General features: G+C 66.5%; 11 protein-coding genes and 2 tRNA genes. 8 read left to right on the forward strand and 5 right to left on the reverse strand.

The window, feature by feature from the left end:
- Positions 1-3: 3 nt before the first annotated feature.
- The gene (locus tag IB268_RS20525) at positions 4-1,044 is read left to right on the forward strand and encodes a cyclase family protein (RefSeq protein ID WP_088159054.1); all 1,041 of its coding nucleotides are present in this window, start codon (positions 4-6) and stop codon (positions 1,042-1,044) included.
- A 76-nt stretch (positions 1,045-1,120) separates the two neighbouring features.
- Here the strand turns inward: IB268_RS20525 and IB268_RS20530 are convergent, their stop codons facing one another.
- From IB268_RS20530 to hemA, 5 genes are all read right to left on the reverse strand, one after another.
- A complete protein-coding gene (locus IB268_RS20530) occupies positions 1,121-1,684 on the reverse strand; it encodes a UbiX family flavin prenyltransferase (protein WP_054457626.1) in 564 nt (187 codons plus the stop codon).
- 7 nt (positions 1,685-1,691) lie between these two features.
- Positions 1,692-2,018 (reverse strand): Grx4 family monothiol glutaredoxin, encoded by a 327-nt coding sequence (gene grxD, locus IB268_RS20535; RefSeq protein ID WP_042797530.1) that lies wholly within the window; start codon positions 2,016-2,018, stop codon positions 1,692-1,694.
- 94 nt (positions 2,019-2,112) lie between these two features.
- Positions 2,113-2,937 (reverse strand): peptide chain release factor N(5)-glutamine methyltransferase, encoded by an 825-nt coding sequence (gene prmC, locus IB268_RS20540; protein WP_054457627.1) that lies wholly within the window; start codon positions 2,935-2,937, stop codon positions 2,113-2,115.
- Positions 2,938-2,945: 8 nt separating this feature from the next.
- Positions 2,946-4,028: a peptide chain release factor 1 gene (gene prfA / locus IB268_RS20545; protein WP_054457628.1), complete on the reverse strand. Its 1,083-nt coding sequence runs from the start codon at positions 4,026-4,028 to the stop codon at positions 2,946-2,948.
- Positions 4,029-4,118: 90 nt separating this feature from the next.
- Positions 4,119-5,393, reverse strand: a complete 1,275-nt coding sequence (gene hemA / locus IB268_RS20550) for a glutamyl-tRNA reductase (RefSeq protein WP_042796220.1) — start codon at positions 5,391-5,393, stop codon at positions 4,119-4,121.
- A 299-nt stretch (positions 5,394-5,692) separates the two neighbouring features.
- Here hemA and IB268_RS20555 point away from each other — a divergent pair.
- From IB268_RS20555 to IB268_RS20585, 7 genes are all read left to right on the forward strand, one after another.
- Positions 5,693-5,768 (forward strand) — tRNA-Phe (locus tag IB268_RS20555).
- A gap of 875 nt (positions 5,769-6,643) precedes the next feature.
- Complete coding sequence (locus tag IB268_RS20560; protein WP_192354739.1) at positions 6,644-9,142, forward strand: mechanosensitive ion channel family protein; 2,499 nt, start codon at positions 6,644-6,646, stop codon at positions 9,140-9,142.
- 35 nt (positions 9,143-9,177) lie between these two features.
- A tRNA-Phe gene (locus tag IB268_RS20565) sits at positions 9,178-9,253 on the forward strand.
- A gap of 112 nt (positions 9,254-9,365) precedes the next feature.
- A complete protein-coding gene (locus tag IB268_RS20570) occupies positions 9,366-11,105 on the forward strand; it encodes an ABC transporter ATP-binding protein (protein WP_225591442.1) in 1,740 nt (579 codons plus the stop codon).
- Positions 11,106-11,145: 40 nt separating this feature from the next.
- A complete protein-coding gene (locus IB268_RS20575; RefSeq protein WP_125470470.1) occupies positions 11,146-11,913 on the forward strand; it encodes a hypothetical protein in 768 nt (255 codons plus the stop codon).
- A gap of 135 nt (positions 11,914-12,048) precedes the next feature.
- Positions 12,049-12,444: a hypothetical protein gene (locus IB268_RS20580; protein ID WP_125470471.1), complete on the forward strand. Its 396-nt coding sequence runs from the start codon at positions 12,049-12,051 to the stop codon at positions 12,442-12,444.
- A gap of 128 nt (positions 12,445-12,572) precedes the next feature.
- A complete protein-coding gene (locus IB268_RS20585) occupies positions 12,573-14,939 on the forward strand; it encodes a copper-translocating P-type ATPase (protein ID WP_370540029.1) in 2,367 nt (788 codons plus the stop codon).
- Positions 14,940-15,020: the final 81 nt, after the last annotated feature.

A 15,020-nucleotide genomic window follows, 5' to 3' on the forward strand; every position in this document is an offset into this window, starting at 1 on the left:
GGCATGCAGCGCTGGAAAAACCGGCCCGAAGGCTCCAACTGGGGCGACTTCGGGCACGACGACCAACTCGGCCGCCTGAACCTCATTACCGAAGAACAAGTCCTGAAAGGCGCGCGTGAAATCCGCGCCGGCAAGACCTTCTGCCTGTCGCTGCCGCTGGACCTGCCCGGCGGCAACGTGCTCAACCCGCGCCGTCATCCGCCGCAACTGAGCCCCACGCGCCTGGCGGACACGCCCTACCTGAACTTCCCGCTGCGCAACGTCAACCCGGACGCGGTGGACGTGCTCAGCGATGACCAGGTGCTGCTGTCGATGCAGTATTCGACGCAATGGGACGCGCTGGCCCACGTGGGCGCCTTGTTCGACGCCGACGGCGACGGCAAGCCCGAACTGCGCTACTACAACGGCTACCAGGCCGGCGTGGACGTCGTCGGCCCGGCCGACGGCGACCATACCGGCTGCGGCTGCAACAGCGGCGGCCCGTCGGCGGCGCTGAAGCTGGGCGTGGAAAACCTGGCGCAGAAGGGCATGCAGGGCCGCGGCGTGCTGGTGGACCTGTTGCGCCACTACGGCCCCGGCCGCACACTGATCGGCCATGCCGAACTGATGCATGTACTGAAGACGGACGGCATCAGCGTCGAAACCGGCGACATGCTGGTGCTGCGCACCGGCTACGCCGAAGCGGTGGTCGCCATGAACGGCACGCCCGACGCCGAGACGCTGCACACCTACGGCGCCGCGCTGGACGGCACCGACCAGGCGCTGCTGCAATGGATCACGGACAGCGGCATCGCCGCCATCTGCGCCGACAACTACGCCGTGGAAGCCTATCCCGCGCGCGAGAAAACTGGCCCGCGCGCCATGCTGCCGCTGCACCACCATTGCCTGTTCAAGCTGGGACTGCCGCTGGCGGAACTCTGGTACCTGAAGGACCTGGCGGACTGGCTGCACGCCAACGGCCGGCACCACTTCATGCTGACCGCCCCGCCCCTGCGCCTGCCGCATGCAATCGGTTCGCCGGTCACGCCGATCGCAACGGTGTAATCGCCAGCAACCCGGCGCCATCGCGCAAATGAAAAGAGCTCCAGACCTGGAGCTCTTTTTTTTGATGCGGCGATCGCTACTTCATGCCTTCCCAATGCGGTCCGGGCACGATGATGTCGAACAGCTCCAGCACCCGCGCCACGGTATGGTCCACCATCTCTTCGATGGAGGCGGGCCGGTGGTAAAACGCGGGCAGCGGCGGAAACACGATGCCGCCCATTTCGGTGACGGCAGTCATGTTGCGCAGGTGCGCCAGGTTGAAGGGCGTCTCGCGCACCATCATCACCAGGCGCCGGCGCTCCTTGAGGGTCACGTCGGCGGCGCGGGTAATCAGGTTATCCGACAGGCCGTGGGCCACGGCCGCCAGCGTGCGCATGGAGCACGGCACGATGACCATGCCGGCCGTCTGGAACGCGCCGCTGGCTAGCGTAGCGCCCACGTCGCGCACGCTGTGCACGTGGTCGGCCAGGGCATAGACATCATGGCGGCTGACGTCCAGCTCGTGCTTGATGTTCAGCACGCCGGAGGCCGACACCACCAGATGCGTTTCGACATCGTCCACGCCGCGCAATGCCTGCAGCATGCGCACGGCGTACAGGGAGCCCGTGGCGCCCGTGATGCCGATGACCAGTCGCCGCATGGGCTGATCAGGCCGTTGCGCCGGACTGGTCCAGCAGCGTCTTCAGTTCGCCGGATTCGTTCATCTCGTTCATGATGTCCGAGCCGCCGATGAATTCGCCGGCCACGTACAGCTGCGGAATGGTGGGCCAGTTGGAGAATTCCTTGATGCCCTGGCGGACTTCGTCGTCCTCCAGCACATTGACGGTGACCAGCTTCTTCACGCCACAGCCCTTCAGGATCTGAATGGCCTTGCCGGAAAAGCCGCATTGCGGGAACTGGGCGGTGCCCTTCATGAACAGCACGACGGGGTGCTGGGTCACGGTTTCGCGGATGAATTCTTGAACGTCGCTCATGGTGGTCTCTTGGACAGGCATAACGGAATACGCCAATTATAGGTACAGCGGGAAAATTCGCCCGGATACCCCGGGCGTCCCGCCGGGAATGCGGTCAGGCGGGCAGCCGGCCGCCGGAAATACGCTCGATGCCGGCCAGGTCCTGGCGGCTGTGCACGTCCTGGAATCCGGCCGCGGCCAGCAGGCCCCGCACGGCTTGTGCCTGGTCCCAGCCATGCTCCATCCACAGGGATCCCCCCCGTTTCAGGTGACGGCCGGCGCCCTGGACGATGCGGGCCAGGTCTTCCAGACCGCCCGCGCCGTCGGTCAGCGCCCCGCGCGGCTCGAAGCGCACGTCGCCCTGGTCCAGGTGCGGGTCGTCGCAGGCCACATAGGGCGGATTGGACACGATCAGGTCGAAGCCCTCGCCGGCTGGCACGGCCTCGTACCAGCTGCCTTCGACCAGGCGCACGGATGCGGCCAGGTCCCAGGCGTTGCCGGCGGCGACCGCCAGCGCGGCGGAGCTGACGTCGGACGCCATCACCCGGGCGTCGCGGCGCGCCAGCGCAATCGAAATGGCGATCGCGCCGCTTCCCGTACCCAGGTCCAGCACCGCGGGCGCGGCCAGGCCGGCCAGGCATTCCAGCGCGGTCTCCACCAGCACCTCGGTGTCCGGGCGCGGAATCAGCACGTCCGGGGTCACGCGGAAGCGGTGACCCATGAATTCGCGGTGGCCCAGCAGATAGGCCATGGGTTCCCCTGCCAGGCGCCGCTGGGCCAGGGCCTCGTAGGCCGCGGCCGTTTCAGGCAGCAAGGGGTCGGTATCGTGCGCCAGCAGCCAGGCGCGCGGCTTGGCCAGCACGTGCTCCAGCAGCATGCGCACCTCCAGGCGGGGCAGGCGCGTGTCGAGCAGCAGGCTTTTCAGCTGGGGCGGCGTCATGGCCGGGCTCAGATGTCGTCGCCCAGGGCCGCCAGCTGCTCGGCCTGGTGTTCGGAGATCAAGGCGCCGGTCAGCTCTTCCAGATCGCCTTCCATGATCTGCTGCAGCTTGTACAGCGTCAGGTTGATGCGGTGGTCGGTCACGCGGCCCTGCGGGAAGTTGTAGGTGCGGATGCGCTCGGAGCGATCGCCCGAACCGATCAGGCTCTTGCGCTCGGCGGCTTCCTTGCTCTGCCGTTCGCGGGTTTCCTTGTCCTTCAGGCGCGCGGCCAACACCTGCATGGCCTTGTCCTTGTTGCGGTGCTGGGACCGGTCATCCTGGCATTCCACCACCAGCCCCGTCGGCAAGTGGGTGATGCGCACCGCCGAATCGGTCTTGTTGATGTGCTGGCCGCCCGCGCCGCTGGCGCGGAAGGTGTCGATGCGCAGGTCGCTGGGGTTTATGACGATTTCCGACATCTCGTCCGCTTCAGCCATGATGGCCACCGTGCAGGCGGAGGTGTGGATGCGGCCCTGCGCCTCGGTGGCGGGCACGCGCTGCACGCGGTGCGCGCCGGACTCGAATTTCAGGCGGCCATAGGCGCCATCGCCGTCGATGCGCGCGATCACTTCCTTGTAGCCGCCCAGCTCGGATGCGCTTTCGGACATCAGTTCCACGCGCCAGCCGCGCTGTTCCGCGTAGCGCGTGTACATGCGCAGCAGGTCGCCCGAGAACAGCGCGCTTTCATCGCCGCCCGTGCCGGCGCGGATTTCCAGGAACACGCTGCGCCCGTCGTTGGGGTCGCGCGGCAGCAGCAGCAACTGCAATGCGCCTTCCAGTTCCTCGAGCTTGACGCGGCCGGACTTGATCTCGTCCTCGGCCATGGATTTCAGGTCCGGGTCGGACAGCATTTCTTGCGCCGCGGCCAGATCATCCTCGGTGCGGGCGAAGGCCGTGAACGCCTCGACCACGGGTTCCAGTTCAGCGCGTTCACGCGAGAGCTTGCGGAAACGGTCCATATCGGACGCCGTTTCCGGTTCGGCGAGCAGCGCGTCGACCTCGATCAGGCGGTGACACAGGTGCTCCAGCCGGCTGCGCATGGAAGATTTCATGGGGAATGACCAAAAAGAAAAGCGGGAAAGCGGATAGCGGGCGCCCAAAAGACGAACGCCCGCCAGGAGGCGGGACGTGGGGCAAAGTCGCTAACGGCGGGAGTCGCGGCCGGGGAACAGGCGCGGCATCCAGGCAAGCAATTGCTTGCGGTCGTCGCCTTCGCTGCGGTTCAGGGCCGCCAGCGGGCCGTGCAGGTACTTTTGAGTCAGGCCGTGGGCCAGTTGTTCCAGCACGGCTTCCGGCGATTCGCCCCGCGCCAGCAGGCGGCGGGCGCGTTCCAGCTCGGCGCTGCGCACGTCCTCGGCGGCCTGGTGCAGGTCGCGGATGACGGGCACCACTTCGCGGGACTGCATCCAGTGCATGAAGCCCTGGACGCGGGTTTCGATGATGGCTTCGGCCTGCACCACGGCCGCGCGGCGCGCGTCCGTGCCGGTCTGCACCAGCCGGCCCAGGTCGTCCACCGAATACAGATAGACGTCGTCCAGGCGGCCGACCTCGGGTTCGATGTCGCGCGGCACGGCCAGGTCGATCATGACCATGGGGCGGTGGCGGCGCAGGCGCGTGGCCCGTTCCACCATCCCCAAACCGAGGATGGGCAGGGAGCTTGCCGTACAGGAAACGATGACGTCGAACTCGGACAGACGGTCGGTCAGGTCCGACAGCTTCATGGTGCTGGCCGCAAAGCGGTTGGCCAGGACCTCGGCGCGTTCGGCCGTGCGGTTGGCCACCACCATGCTGCGCGGCCGCTGCGCGGCGAAGTGCGTGGCGCACAATTCGATCATTTCGCCCGCGCCGATGAACAGCGTGCGGGCCTGGTCCAGATTGCCGAACACGCGCTCGGCCAGGCGCACCGCGGCGGCGGCCATGGACACCGACTGCGCGCCGATGGCGGTCTGCGACCGGACTTCCTTGGCCACCGAGAAGGTGCGCTGGAACATCTGGTGCAGCAAGGTGCCCAGCGAGCCGGCTTCGCCGGCCGCGCGCACGGCGTCCTTCATCTGGCCCACGATCTGGGTTTCGCCCAGCACCATGGAATCCAGGCCGCTGGCCACGCGGAAAGCGTGGCGCACGGCGTCGTCCTGATGATGGCGGTATAGATGCGGGCGCAGCGTGCCGGCGTCCAGGCGGTTGTAATCAGCCAGCCAGGCGGGCAGTTGATCGGCCACGTGGCCGTCGGCGGCGCAATAGATTTCGGTGCGGTTACAGGTGGACAGGATGGCGGCTTCGCGGACCGAGCCGCCGAATGCCGAGCGCAGGCCTTCCAGCGCGGGCTTCACCAGATCGACGGGCATGGAAACACGCTCGCGGACCGAAACCGGCGCGGACGTGTGATTCAGACCGAAGGCAAGGACAGCTACCGACATGTGGGAAGGATGGCCGGGCCATCCGCGCGTAAGCGTTAAGTACTGCCACTAAGAACGAGGCGCCGCACCGGGATATTCAAACCTGGAGTAGCGTCAGACCGCTAATCATTATACCCCTGCGGGTTATCCCCAGGCCATTTCACCCCCGGGGCGCGACCCTGGGTCGCACCTTTCGTGCCGTCTGACCAACAGTCGGCCCATGATTCATGCGGCGGCCCGGCCGGGAAACGACATATCTCAGGATTTTCGCCTCCGACTGGCGCAAGCCTCAAAAATTGTGTATAGTTGCGGACTTCGTTGGCCTGGTAGCTCAGTCGGTAGAGCAGAGGATTGAAAATCCTTGTGTCGGTGGTTCGATTCCGCCCCAGGCCACCAAAAGATTCAAGCACTTAGCCCCGCGAAAGCGGGGCTTTTTGCTTTGGTCTGTCGCGACGGCCAGTTCTGCGCCCAGTTCCCCACGTCCATCGATGATGTTCAACACATCTTCCAGGTCATGGCTGTTCATGAAGTCGCCGCCCCCTCGGCTGGCGAAAGCTCCAAGTTTGGTGACAAGCTCACGCTCGCGGGCGCGCCCGGTGCGCAAGGCATCCAACAACGCGAGCAGGCGGTGCAGCGCCGGGTCCGATAGAGCAGCCTGCGGTGTTGTGCGGTAGAGCGGCGAAAGCGTGGGCCCTTTTGATGAGCCCGTGGGGTATGCCCAGACGGGCGCCTCTCCTGGAGCTGCCGTCAATTGGCTGGCCAGGGGGTCGCTGCCGACAGCTATCGGGACGCCACTCTTGACCGGGCCCAGTGTGGCCGGCCAGACGTAGCGCACGCCGTACACGACAAACTCTAGAAGGTTGGCACGTACCGGTGACCATTGGCCGCGTGCCGGCGCCACCGCCAAGCCCGAAGCCACGGAACGCTTCACGCTCGCATGGGTTTCCGAAGCGCTCATGGACAGCGCTGCGCCCAGCGCGGCATAAGTCCAGCGCTGCGGCGGATGGGCGGCCACCTTTAGCAATACCAGCAGGTCTTGGGGTTTTAGTTCCATCTCAGGGTGATATTCGCTATTCGCGAATAGCGAATATCACCGACGAGACAGTTTTTGTGCGAGTGTCCTACCTTCTATCCGAGGCCAAAAAAAGCCCAGCCCTTATGGGCTGGGCTTTTTGCTTTCCGGACGGCCCTTTCCCTCAAGCGCGCTTCCGCGATATCGTAAGACGCCATTTTTTTTGTAGCCCGCCGCATCCATCCACCGGAGCCGCGACATGCGCGCCCAAGCAACAGCAAGAGCAAAAGCGCTTTTCGGTCTGATTGCACTGCTGGCCAGCCTGCTCGGTTCCCCCTACGCGCAGGGCGCCGCGCCGGCGCCGACCTCCCCCGCCCCGGCCTCCACGCAAGCCCACGCGATCCTGGTGGCAGAGATCCCGCTGCGCGCGGACACCGACCACCGCTATGCCGAAAGCGTCATGGAGCGCATCACGGGGGCCGACCCCACCGATTCGCTGGCGCCGCGCCTGGAATCGATTTCCCGGTCCGTGGACGAAAAGCTCCAGCAATTCCTGCCGGCCCAATTGCGCACCCTGCCGATCATGCGGCTGGAAAGCCTGGAGCGGCACTGGATGTTCGATGCGAGACGTTTCGCCGACTGGCAGGAGGACATGCGCCAGGCGACCGCCGCCTACGCCAGCGATGCCGCCGAGCTGGCGCGCCGCCGCGAAGCCTGGCAGGCGCTCAAGGGAGCCCCCGGCGCCGCCGATCTGCCGCCCGCCCTGACCGCGCGGATGGACTCGGTCATCGCGCAACTGACCCGGGCCGAACAGGCCTTGTCGGTGCCGCTGGGCCGCCAGATTGCGCTGGGCCAGCGCGCCAACTCCGTCGAAGAGCGCATCCAGGCCGGACAGCGCTCGGTGGCCGACGCCATCCGTTACATCGATGCCCGCCTGCTCGAACTTGACGGACCGCCGCTGTGGGCCGCCACCTTCACGCCCACCGCCCGCAGCGATGCAAAGGCCTACCTGCGCAGCGGCCTGGACATGGAATTGCGCTTCGCCCGCCAGTACGCGGCGGCCGATACCGGCAACCAACTGGCCCTGCACGTGCTGCAAGTCGTGCTGCTGCCCCTGTTGCTATGGCTGGCCTGGCACAGCCGCCACGCGATCAGGGCCGGCGAAATGAGCGAGACGGCCGCGCGGGTGCTTGGGCGCCCGCTGTCAGCCTGGCTGCTGCTGGCCATGATGGGCGTGCAGCTGCTGGAGTCGGACGCGCCGCTGATCGTGCTGCAGATCGCCCTGCTGCTGGCGGTCGTCCCGGTACTGCGCCTGCTGCCGCCAACCGCGCGCGAGCAGTTGGACCTGTGGCCCTATGCCATCACCGGCCTGTATCTGGCCGAGCGGCTGGGCATTTTCTTCCTGGCCAGCGAAACGCTGTACCGGCTGCACAACCTCGTCATCACCCTGCTGGCCCTGGCCACGGCGCTGTGGCTGCATGCCCGGGCCAAGCGCCGCGGCAGCGCTGCCCAGGCTCCCGGCCGGCTGCACCGGGCCGTGCGCATCGGCGCCTGGGCCGCGGTGGCGCTGCTGGCCATTGCCGGCGTCGCCAACCTGATCGGCAACCTGTCGATGGCCGAGATGCTGACCAGCGCCGTCATCAGCAGCGGCTATTTCGGGCTGATGCTCTACGCCGGGGTCACCATCATCGTCACCCTGCTGCAACTGATGCTGGCGCGGCCCGGCGTGTCGCGCTTTCGCATCGCGCGCGAGCATGCTCCTCCGCTGGTGCAATTGTTGATCCGCCTGGTGATGGCCAGCGCGGTCGCGGGGTGGGCCATCTACACGATGGACCGTTTCCGCATCCTGCGCGCGACCTACGCCTTCACCACGAAGGTGCTTTCGTACACGCTGGCGCTCGGCGACATCACCATCAGCCTGGGCAACATCCTGGTGTTCGCGATCTCGGTGCTGATCGCGTTCTGGGCCGCGCGCGCGATCCGCCTGGTGCTGCACGACGAAGTGCTGGCGCGCATGCCGCTGCCGCGCGGCGTGGGCAACAGCATCGCCTCGCTGACCTACTACTCGGTGCTGCTGCTGGGACTGGCAGTGGCGCTGTCGGCCGCCGGAGTCAGGACCAGCCAATTGGCCCTGGTGCTGGGCGCCCTGGGCGTGGGCATCGGCTTCGGCCTGCAGAACGTGGTCAACAACTTCGTGTCGGGCCTGATCCTGATGTTCGAGCGCCCCATCCAGCCCGGCGATGTGGTGGAAATCGGCGAAACCTCTGGTCAGGTGCGCGAGATCGGGATGCGCGCGACCCGCATCAGGACTTTCGAAGGCGCCGACGTGGTGGTCCCCAACGGCACCCTGCTGTCGGAAAAACTGACCAACTGGACCATGCTGGACCGCAACCGCCGCATCGAGATCAACTTGGGCCTGGCCTACGGCACGGACCCGGCGCAGGCCATCGAACTGCTGGGCTCGGTGGCGCGCGGCACCCTGGGGGTCTCTACCCAGCCGGCTCCGATCGCGCTCTTCATGGGATTTGGCGCCAGCACGCTGGATTTCAGCATCCGCGCCTGGACGCCGGATTTCGATCAGTGGATGTCCATCCGCAGCGACATGCTGTCGCGGATGTACGAGGCGCTGACGCAGGCCGGCATCGAGATCCCCTATCCGCAGACCGACCTGCACCTGCGCAGCATTTCCCCGGAAGCCGGCGCCGTCCTCGCGCAAGCCCGCCGCGCGGCGCCCGATGGCGGGCCGCCGCCCACGTGACGCGGATATTGTGTATAGTGGCGGACTTTCGCGTTGGCCTGGTAGCTCAGTCGGTAGAGCAGAGGATTGAAAATCCTTGTGTCGGTGGTTCGATTCCGCCCCAGGCCACCAATGAATTCAAGCACTTGGCCCCGCCGTTGGCGGGGCTTTTTGCTTTGGAGCGCGGCGGCGCCTGTCGGATAGCATAATCATGCCGTGCCCCCCCTGACTTCCCCTCCACGCGATGAAGCCTGATTCTTCTTCCCCCTCTTCCTCCGTCGGCATGGGCCGCGCGGCGATCGTGCTGTGTCGCGCGCTCTGGCACTATGCCGACGGCGCGCGGCGGCAGCTGATGGGCGCCATCGCGCTGCTGTCGGGCGCGCAACTGGTCAAGCTGACCCTGCCCTGGCTGGCCTCGCACGCCATCAATGCCTTGCAGCAGAACGACATGCCCACCGCCGGCTTGTGGATCCTGTTCCTGGTTGGCAGCTACATGATGTCCTGGGTATTCCATGGCCCCGGACGCGTCCTCGAAGGCAATGTGGGCGTGCATGTCCGCGAACGGCAGGCCGACGATCTTTATGCCCGCATCGCTGCCGCCCCGTTGACCTGGCGCGACGGCAGGCATTCCGGCGACCTGCAGCATCGCGTATTGCAATCCAGCCGCGCACTGGCCGCTTTTGCCCGCAGCATGTACGGCTACCTGCACAGCGCCTTGAACTTCATCGGCCCGCTGGTGGCGCTGACCTTGCTGTCCCATGTCAGCGGCATCATCGCCGTAAGCGGTTACCTGATCATCGCCCTGGTCACCTTGCGCTTCGACCTCGCGCTGATGCGGCTGGCCCGCGACGAAAACGACCAGGAACGCCGCTACGTCGCGGCGCTGCTCGATTTCGTCAGCAACGCCGGCACCGTGATCGGCCTGCGGCTGCAAGCCGCCTCGCGCAAGATCCTGGGCCGCCGCCTGCAGGCGGTCATGAAGCCCCTGCGCCGTGCCCTGTGGATCAACGAAGTGAAATGGTGCGTGGTGGACCTGGCGGGCATGTGCCTCACCTGGATCCTCGTCGTGGAGTACGTGCTGCGGCACCGCGAGCCCGGGCAGGCGCTATTGCTAGGCACCATCTTCATGATCTACCAATATGCCCAGCAGGCCGCGTCCGTGGTCAGCGCCATCGCCTCCAACTTCCAGAGCTTCGCGCGCATGCACACCGACTACAGCAGCGCCGAACCCATCTGGCAGGCCCCGGGCAACCCCAATGCCGCCGTCCCCGCGGTCCAAGCCGACGCGCCTTGGCAGACCCTGGAGTTGCGCGGCGCCACCTGGCGCTATTCGGACGAAGGACGCGGCGGCCTGCATGGCGTCGACCTGGTGCTGCGGCGCGGCTCGCGCGTCGCGCTGATCGGCGCCAGCGGCGGCGGCAAGAGCACGCTGCTGCGCACCCTTGCCGGACTCTATCCGCCGCAACACGGCGAACTGCTGCGCGACGGCAAGCCGGTGGACTGGGCAGAACTGCGCACGCTGGCCACGCTGATTCCGCAGGAAGCCGAAGTCTTCGAAGCCAGCGTGCAGGAAAACCTCACCTTCGGCGAACCCGCCGACGCGGCCGCGCTGCAAGCCGCCGTGCATACCGGCGTGTTCGACGAAGTGCTGCAACGCATGCCCGAGGGTCTCGCCAGTCCGATGAATGAACGGGGCAGCAACCTGTCCGGCGGGCAACGCCAACGCCTGGCCCTGTCGCGCGGGGCGCTGGCCGCGCAGGGCAGCTCCTTGCTGCTGCTGGACGAGCCCACCAGCGCGCTCGACCCGCAAGCCGAAGGCCGGGTGTTCGACCGCATGTACGCCGCGTTTCCGACCGCTTGCATCGTGGCCTCGGTGCACCGGCCCAGCCTGCTCAGCCGTTTCGATACCATCGTGGTGATGGAAGCCGGACGCGTGGTGGATGCGGGCCCCCGCGACGAAGTGCTGGCCCGGCATCAGCCTTGATGAACTCCCTCTGCCGACCAGGCGTCTACACTCAGCATCCATGACACAGCCGCCCGCCACCCCAACTGCACAGCGCCAGCCCAGTCGACGGCTCGCGAATCTGCTCTTCTATGTCTGCCTGGCGATCAGCCTGACGTTCGTCTACCTGGGCTCGCAAATGATCCGGGACGGCGCCGATGCAGGCATTCCCGTCACGCTGTTCTTCGGCGTCTGCGCCGCGACTGCCGTCCTGCAGATCTGGCCGCAACTGCTGCAGCGCGACTCGCGCTCGGCCGCAACACTGCTGGCGCGGTACCCAGGCCCCCTGGAACTCAAGGCCGCGAAAGGCAAGCTGCTGGCGTTCTCGCTGCTGTCCGCGGGCTTCGGTGGCGTGATCCTGTGGATGCTGCTGCAGGAATCGCTGCCGCCTCTCAAGCAATTGATCCTCTGGCCGGGCGCCGCATTCTTTCTGCTCGGCGCGGTCATGCTGCTGGTGCGCGCCGCCAAGGACGACATCGGCCTGCGCCTGGGGCGCGACGGCTTTCAAGCGCGACAGGTGTGGAACGGCAGGACAATACGCTGGCAAGACACCAGCGAGTTCAACGTGATCAGAGCCAGCCGCGCGGTGCCCAAGCTGATTGTCTTCGACGATGCTGCGGTCGAACGCAGCGGCACTGCCGGGCTCAACAAGCATTTCGTCGGCCGCAATTCCAGCCTGGGTGAAACTTACGGGCTGACCCACGAAGCTTTGGCCGACCTGCTCAATGCTTGGCGCAAGCGCGCGCTGGAGCAGGATGCGATTTTTACGCGATGGCCTGATAACCAATGACCGCCACATCGTGTCGGATGTACGCCCGCCTGCCCCGCAACATTACAAAAAAGTAATCCGCGCGTAACCTCCTCGCCCCGGTCAGCACTCCAAACTGGAGTTAATGCACTTCCAGACCACAGAAAGGAGCTGACCATGAAGACCCTGACCACCTTGTTCAGCGCGTGCGCGTTGAGCCTGGGATTGCTCGGCGCGGCCCACGCGCAGGCGGGGAACGGCGATCATGCCGCGCATCATCCCGCGTCGCCTGCGGCGGGCGAATCGGCCACGAAGCCGCAAATGGCGCCGGACGCCAGCATGATGAAGAACATGGAGGCGCACATGCAGGCCATGAACGGCATGCACCAGAAAATGGCCGCCGCCCAGACGCCCGAAGAGCGCCAGGCCTTGATGGCCGCCCACATGAAGTCCATGCCCGCCAATGGCGCCGACATGCAAGGTTGCCGCCAGATGATGGGATCGATGATGAACCCGGCGGGTGATGCACCCTCGGCGGCGGAACCCGCGACTTCCCCGGCGGCCAAGGGCTGATCGCCATGGGCCATCGCTGCGGCCGGCTCCGCAGCGATACCACTGCGGCCAGCGGTTGCGCCGCAAACACCCCAGCCTGGGCATAATAGGCGCACGAAGGATCACACCAGTACTCGAAAGGGATGGGTATGAATCACTCTCGTCACGGCGACGCGGCATCGAAAGACGGCACGCTCTACGTGTGTCCCATGCACCCGGAAATCCGCCAGGACCATCCGGGACGCTGTCCGAAGTGCCAGATGCATCTGGTGCCGCAGGGACAGCCAGAGGATCAGGCTGCGCATGCATACGGCGGCCATGATGCGCACCAGCATCACGGTCACGGCAAGCGCCACGCGGGCCACGACGATGCCACCGCGCTTCCAGCCGCGCCCGCCGATGCCCCCACCGATGTCCCCGCGGGCACGATCTACACCTGCCCCATGCACCCGGAGATCCGCCAGGATCACCCCGGGAACTGCCCCAAATGCGGCATGACGCTCGAACCGCTCATCCCGCTGGACGAGGAAGACAACAGCGAACTCAAGGACTTTCAGCGCCGCTTCTGGTGGACGCTGCCCCTGACCCTCATCGTCGCCGTGATGGCCATGTTCGGCCATCGTCTGGGCTGGTTCGACATGGCGACCCAGAGCTGGCTGGAGCTGGCGCTATCCCTGCCGGTAGTGTTCTGGACGGGTTGGCCCTTCTTCGTGCGCGGCTGGCAATCCCTTGTGCATCGCAGCCCGAACATGTGGACCTTGATCAGCCTGGGCACGGCGGCGGCTTTCATCTACAGCGTGGTCGCCACGCTGGCGCCGGGCGTGTTCCCGGATTCCTTTGTATCGATGGGCCGCGTGGCGGTGTACTTCGAAGCCGCCGTGGTCATCATTTCGCTGACCATGCTGGGACAGATCCTGGAGTTGAAGGCGCGTTCGCAGACGTCCGCCGCGATCAAGGCCTTGCTCGGCCTGGCGCCCAAGACGGCGCGGCGTATAAACGCTGACGGCAGCGAGGAAGACGTGCCGCTGAACCATGTGCATGTGGGCGACCTGCTGCGCGTGCGGCCCGGCGAGAAGATCCCGGTGGACGGCGTCGTCACCGAAGGCCGCAGCGCCGTGGACGAGTCCATGCTTACCGGCGAGCCCGTGCCCGTCAGCAAGCGCGAGAACGACAAGCTGATTGGCGCCACCCTCAACACCAGCGGCACCCTGGTGATGCGATCGGAAAAGGTCGGCGCAGCCACCATGCTGGCGCAGATCGTGCAGATGGTCGCCAACGCCCAGCGCTCCAAGGCGCCCATGCAGCGCATGGCGGACGTGGTGGCGGGCAAGTTCGTCATTGCCGTGGTGCTGGTGGCGATCTCCACGCTGCTGGTGTGGGGCTTTTTCGGGCCGGAGCCTAGCTGGGTGTACGGCCTGATCAACGCGGTCGCGGTGCTGATCATCGCCTGCCCCTGCGCGCTGGGGCTGGCCACGCCCATGTCGGTCATGGTGGCCACGGGCCGCGCCGCGGCGCAGGGCGTGCTGTTCCGCGACGCTGGCGCGATCGAGAAAATGCGCGAGGTGGACACGCTGATCGTGGACAAGACCGGAACGCTCACCGAAGGCAAGCCAGCCTTCGACACCGCCATCGCCGCCCCCGGATATACGCCCGACGAAGTGCTGCGCCTGGCGGCCAGCCTGGACCAGGGCAGCGAACACCCGCTGGCCGACGCCATCGTCAGCGCGGCGCGCGCCCAGGGCCTGGCGCTGGCCAAGGCCGGGGACTTCGATTCCGGCAGCGGCATAGGCGTGCGCGGCACGGTGGAAGGCAAGCGCCTGGCGCTGGGCAACACCGCCCTGATGGAGCAGGAAGGCGTGCGGGTGGACGCGCTGCGCGCGGACGGCGAGCGCCTGCGCGGCGAAGGCGCCAGCATCATGCATTTGGCCGTGGACGGCCAGTTCGCCGGCATCCTGGCGGTGACCGACCCGATCAAGCCCAGCACGCATGAAGCCATCCAGAACCTGCACGACAGCGGCCTGCGCATCGTGATGGCGACAGGCGACGGCCTGACCACCGCCCGCGCCGTCGGCGCCGCGCTGCGCATCGACGAGGTGCACGGCGAGGTCAAGCCGGCCGACAAGCTGGCGCTGGTGGAAAAACTGCAGAAGGACGGCCACGTGGTGGCGATGGCGGGCGACGGCATCAACGACGCCCCCGCGCTGGCGCGCGCCGACGTGGGCGTGGCCATGGGCACGGGCACCGATGTAGCCATGAACAGCGGCCAGGTGACCCTGGTCAAGGGCGACCTGCGCGGCATCGCCGCCTCGCGCCAGATCTCGATCGACACCGTGCGCAACATGCGGCAGAACCTGATGTTCGCCTTTGTCTACAACGGCATCGGCGTGCCGATAGCGGCGGGCGTCCTGTATCCGTTCACGGGTTGGCTGCTGTCGCCGATGATCGCGGCGCTGGCGATGAGTTTGAGTTCGGCTTCGGTGATATTCAATGCGTTGAGGTTGCGGGGCGAAAAATAAGCGCCCCACACTGCAGGGAAATCTCTTTACTTGACGTCGTTCGTCCGCGCCTACGAGTTGTTCCAACAAGTCGGTACTTAT

Source organism: Achromobacter sp. ACM01, from assembly GCF_014851745.1.
Taxonomy (GTDB): domain Bacteria; phylum Pseudomonadota; class Gammaproteobacteria; order Burkholderiales; family Burkholderiaceae_B; genus Achromobacter; species Achromobacter aegrifaciens.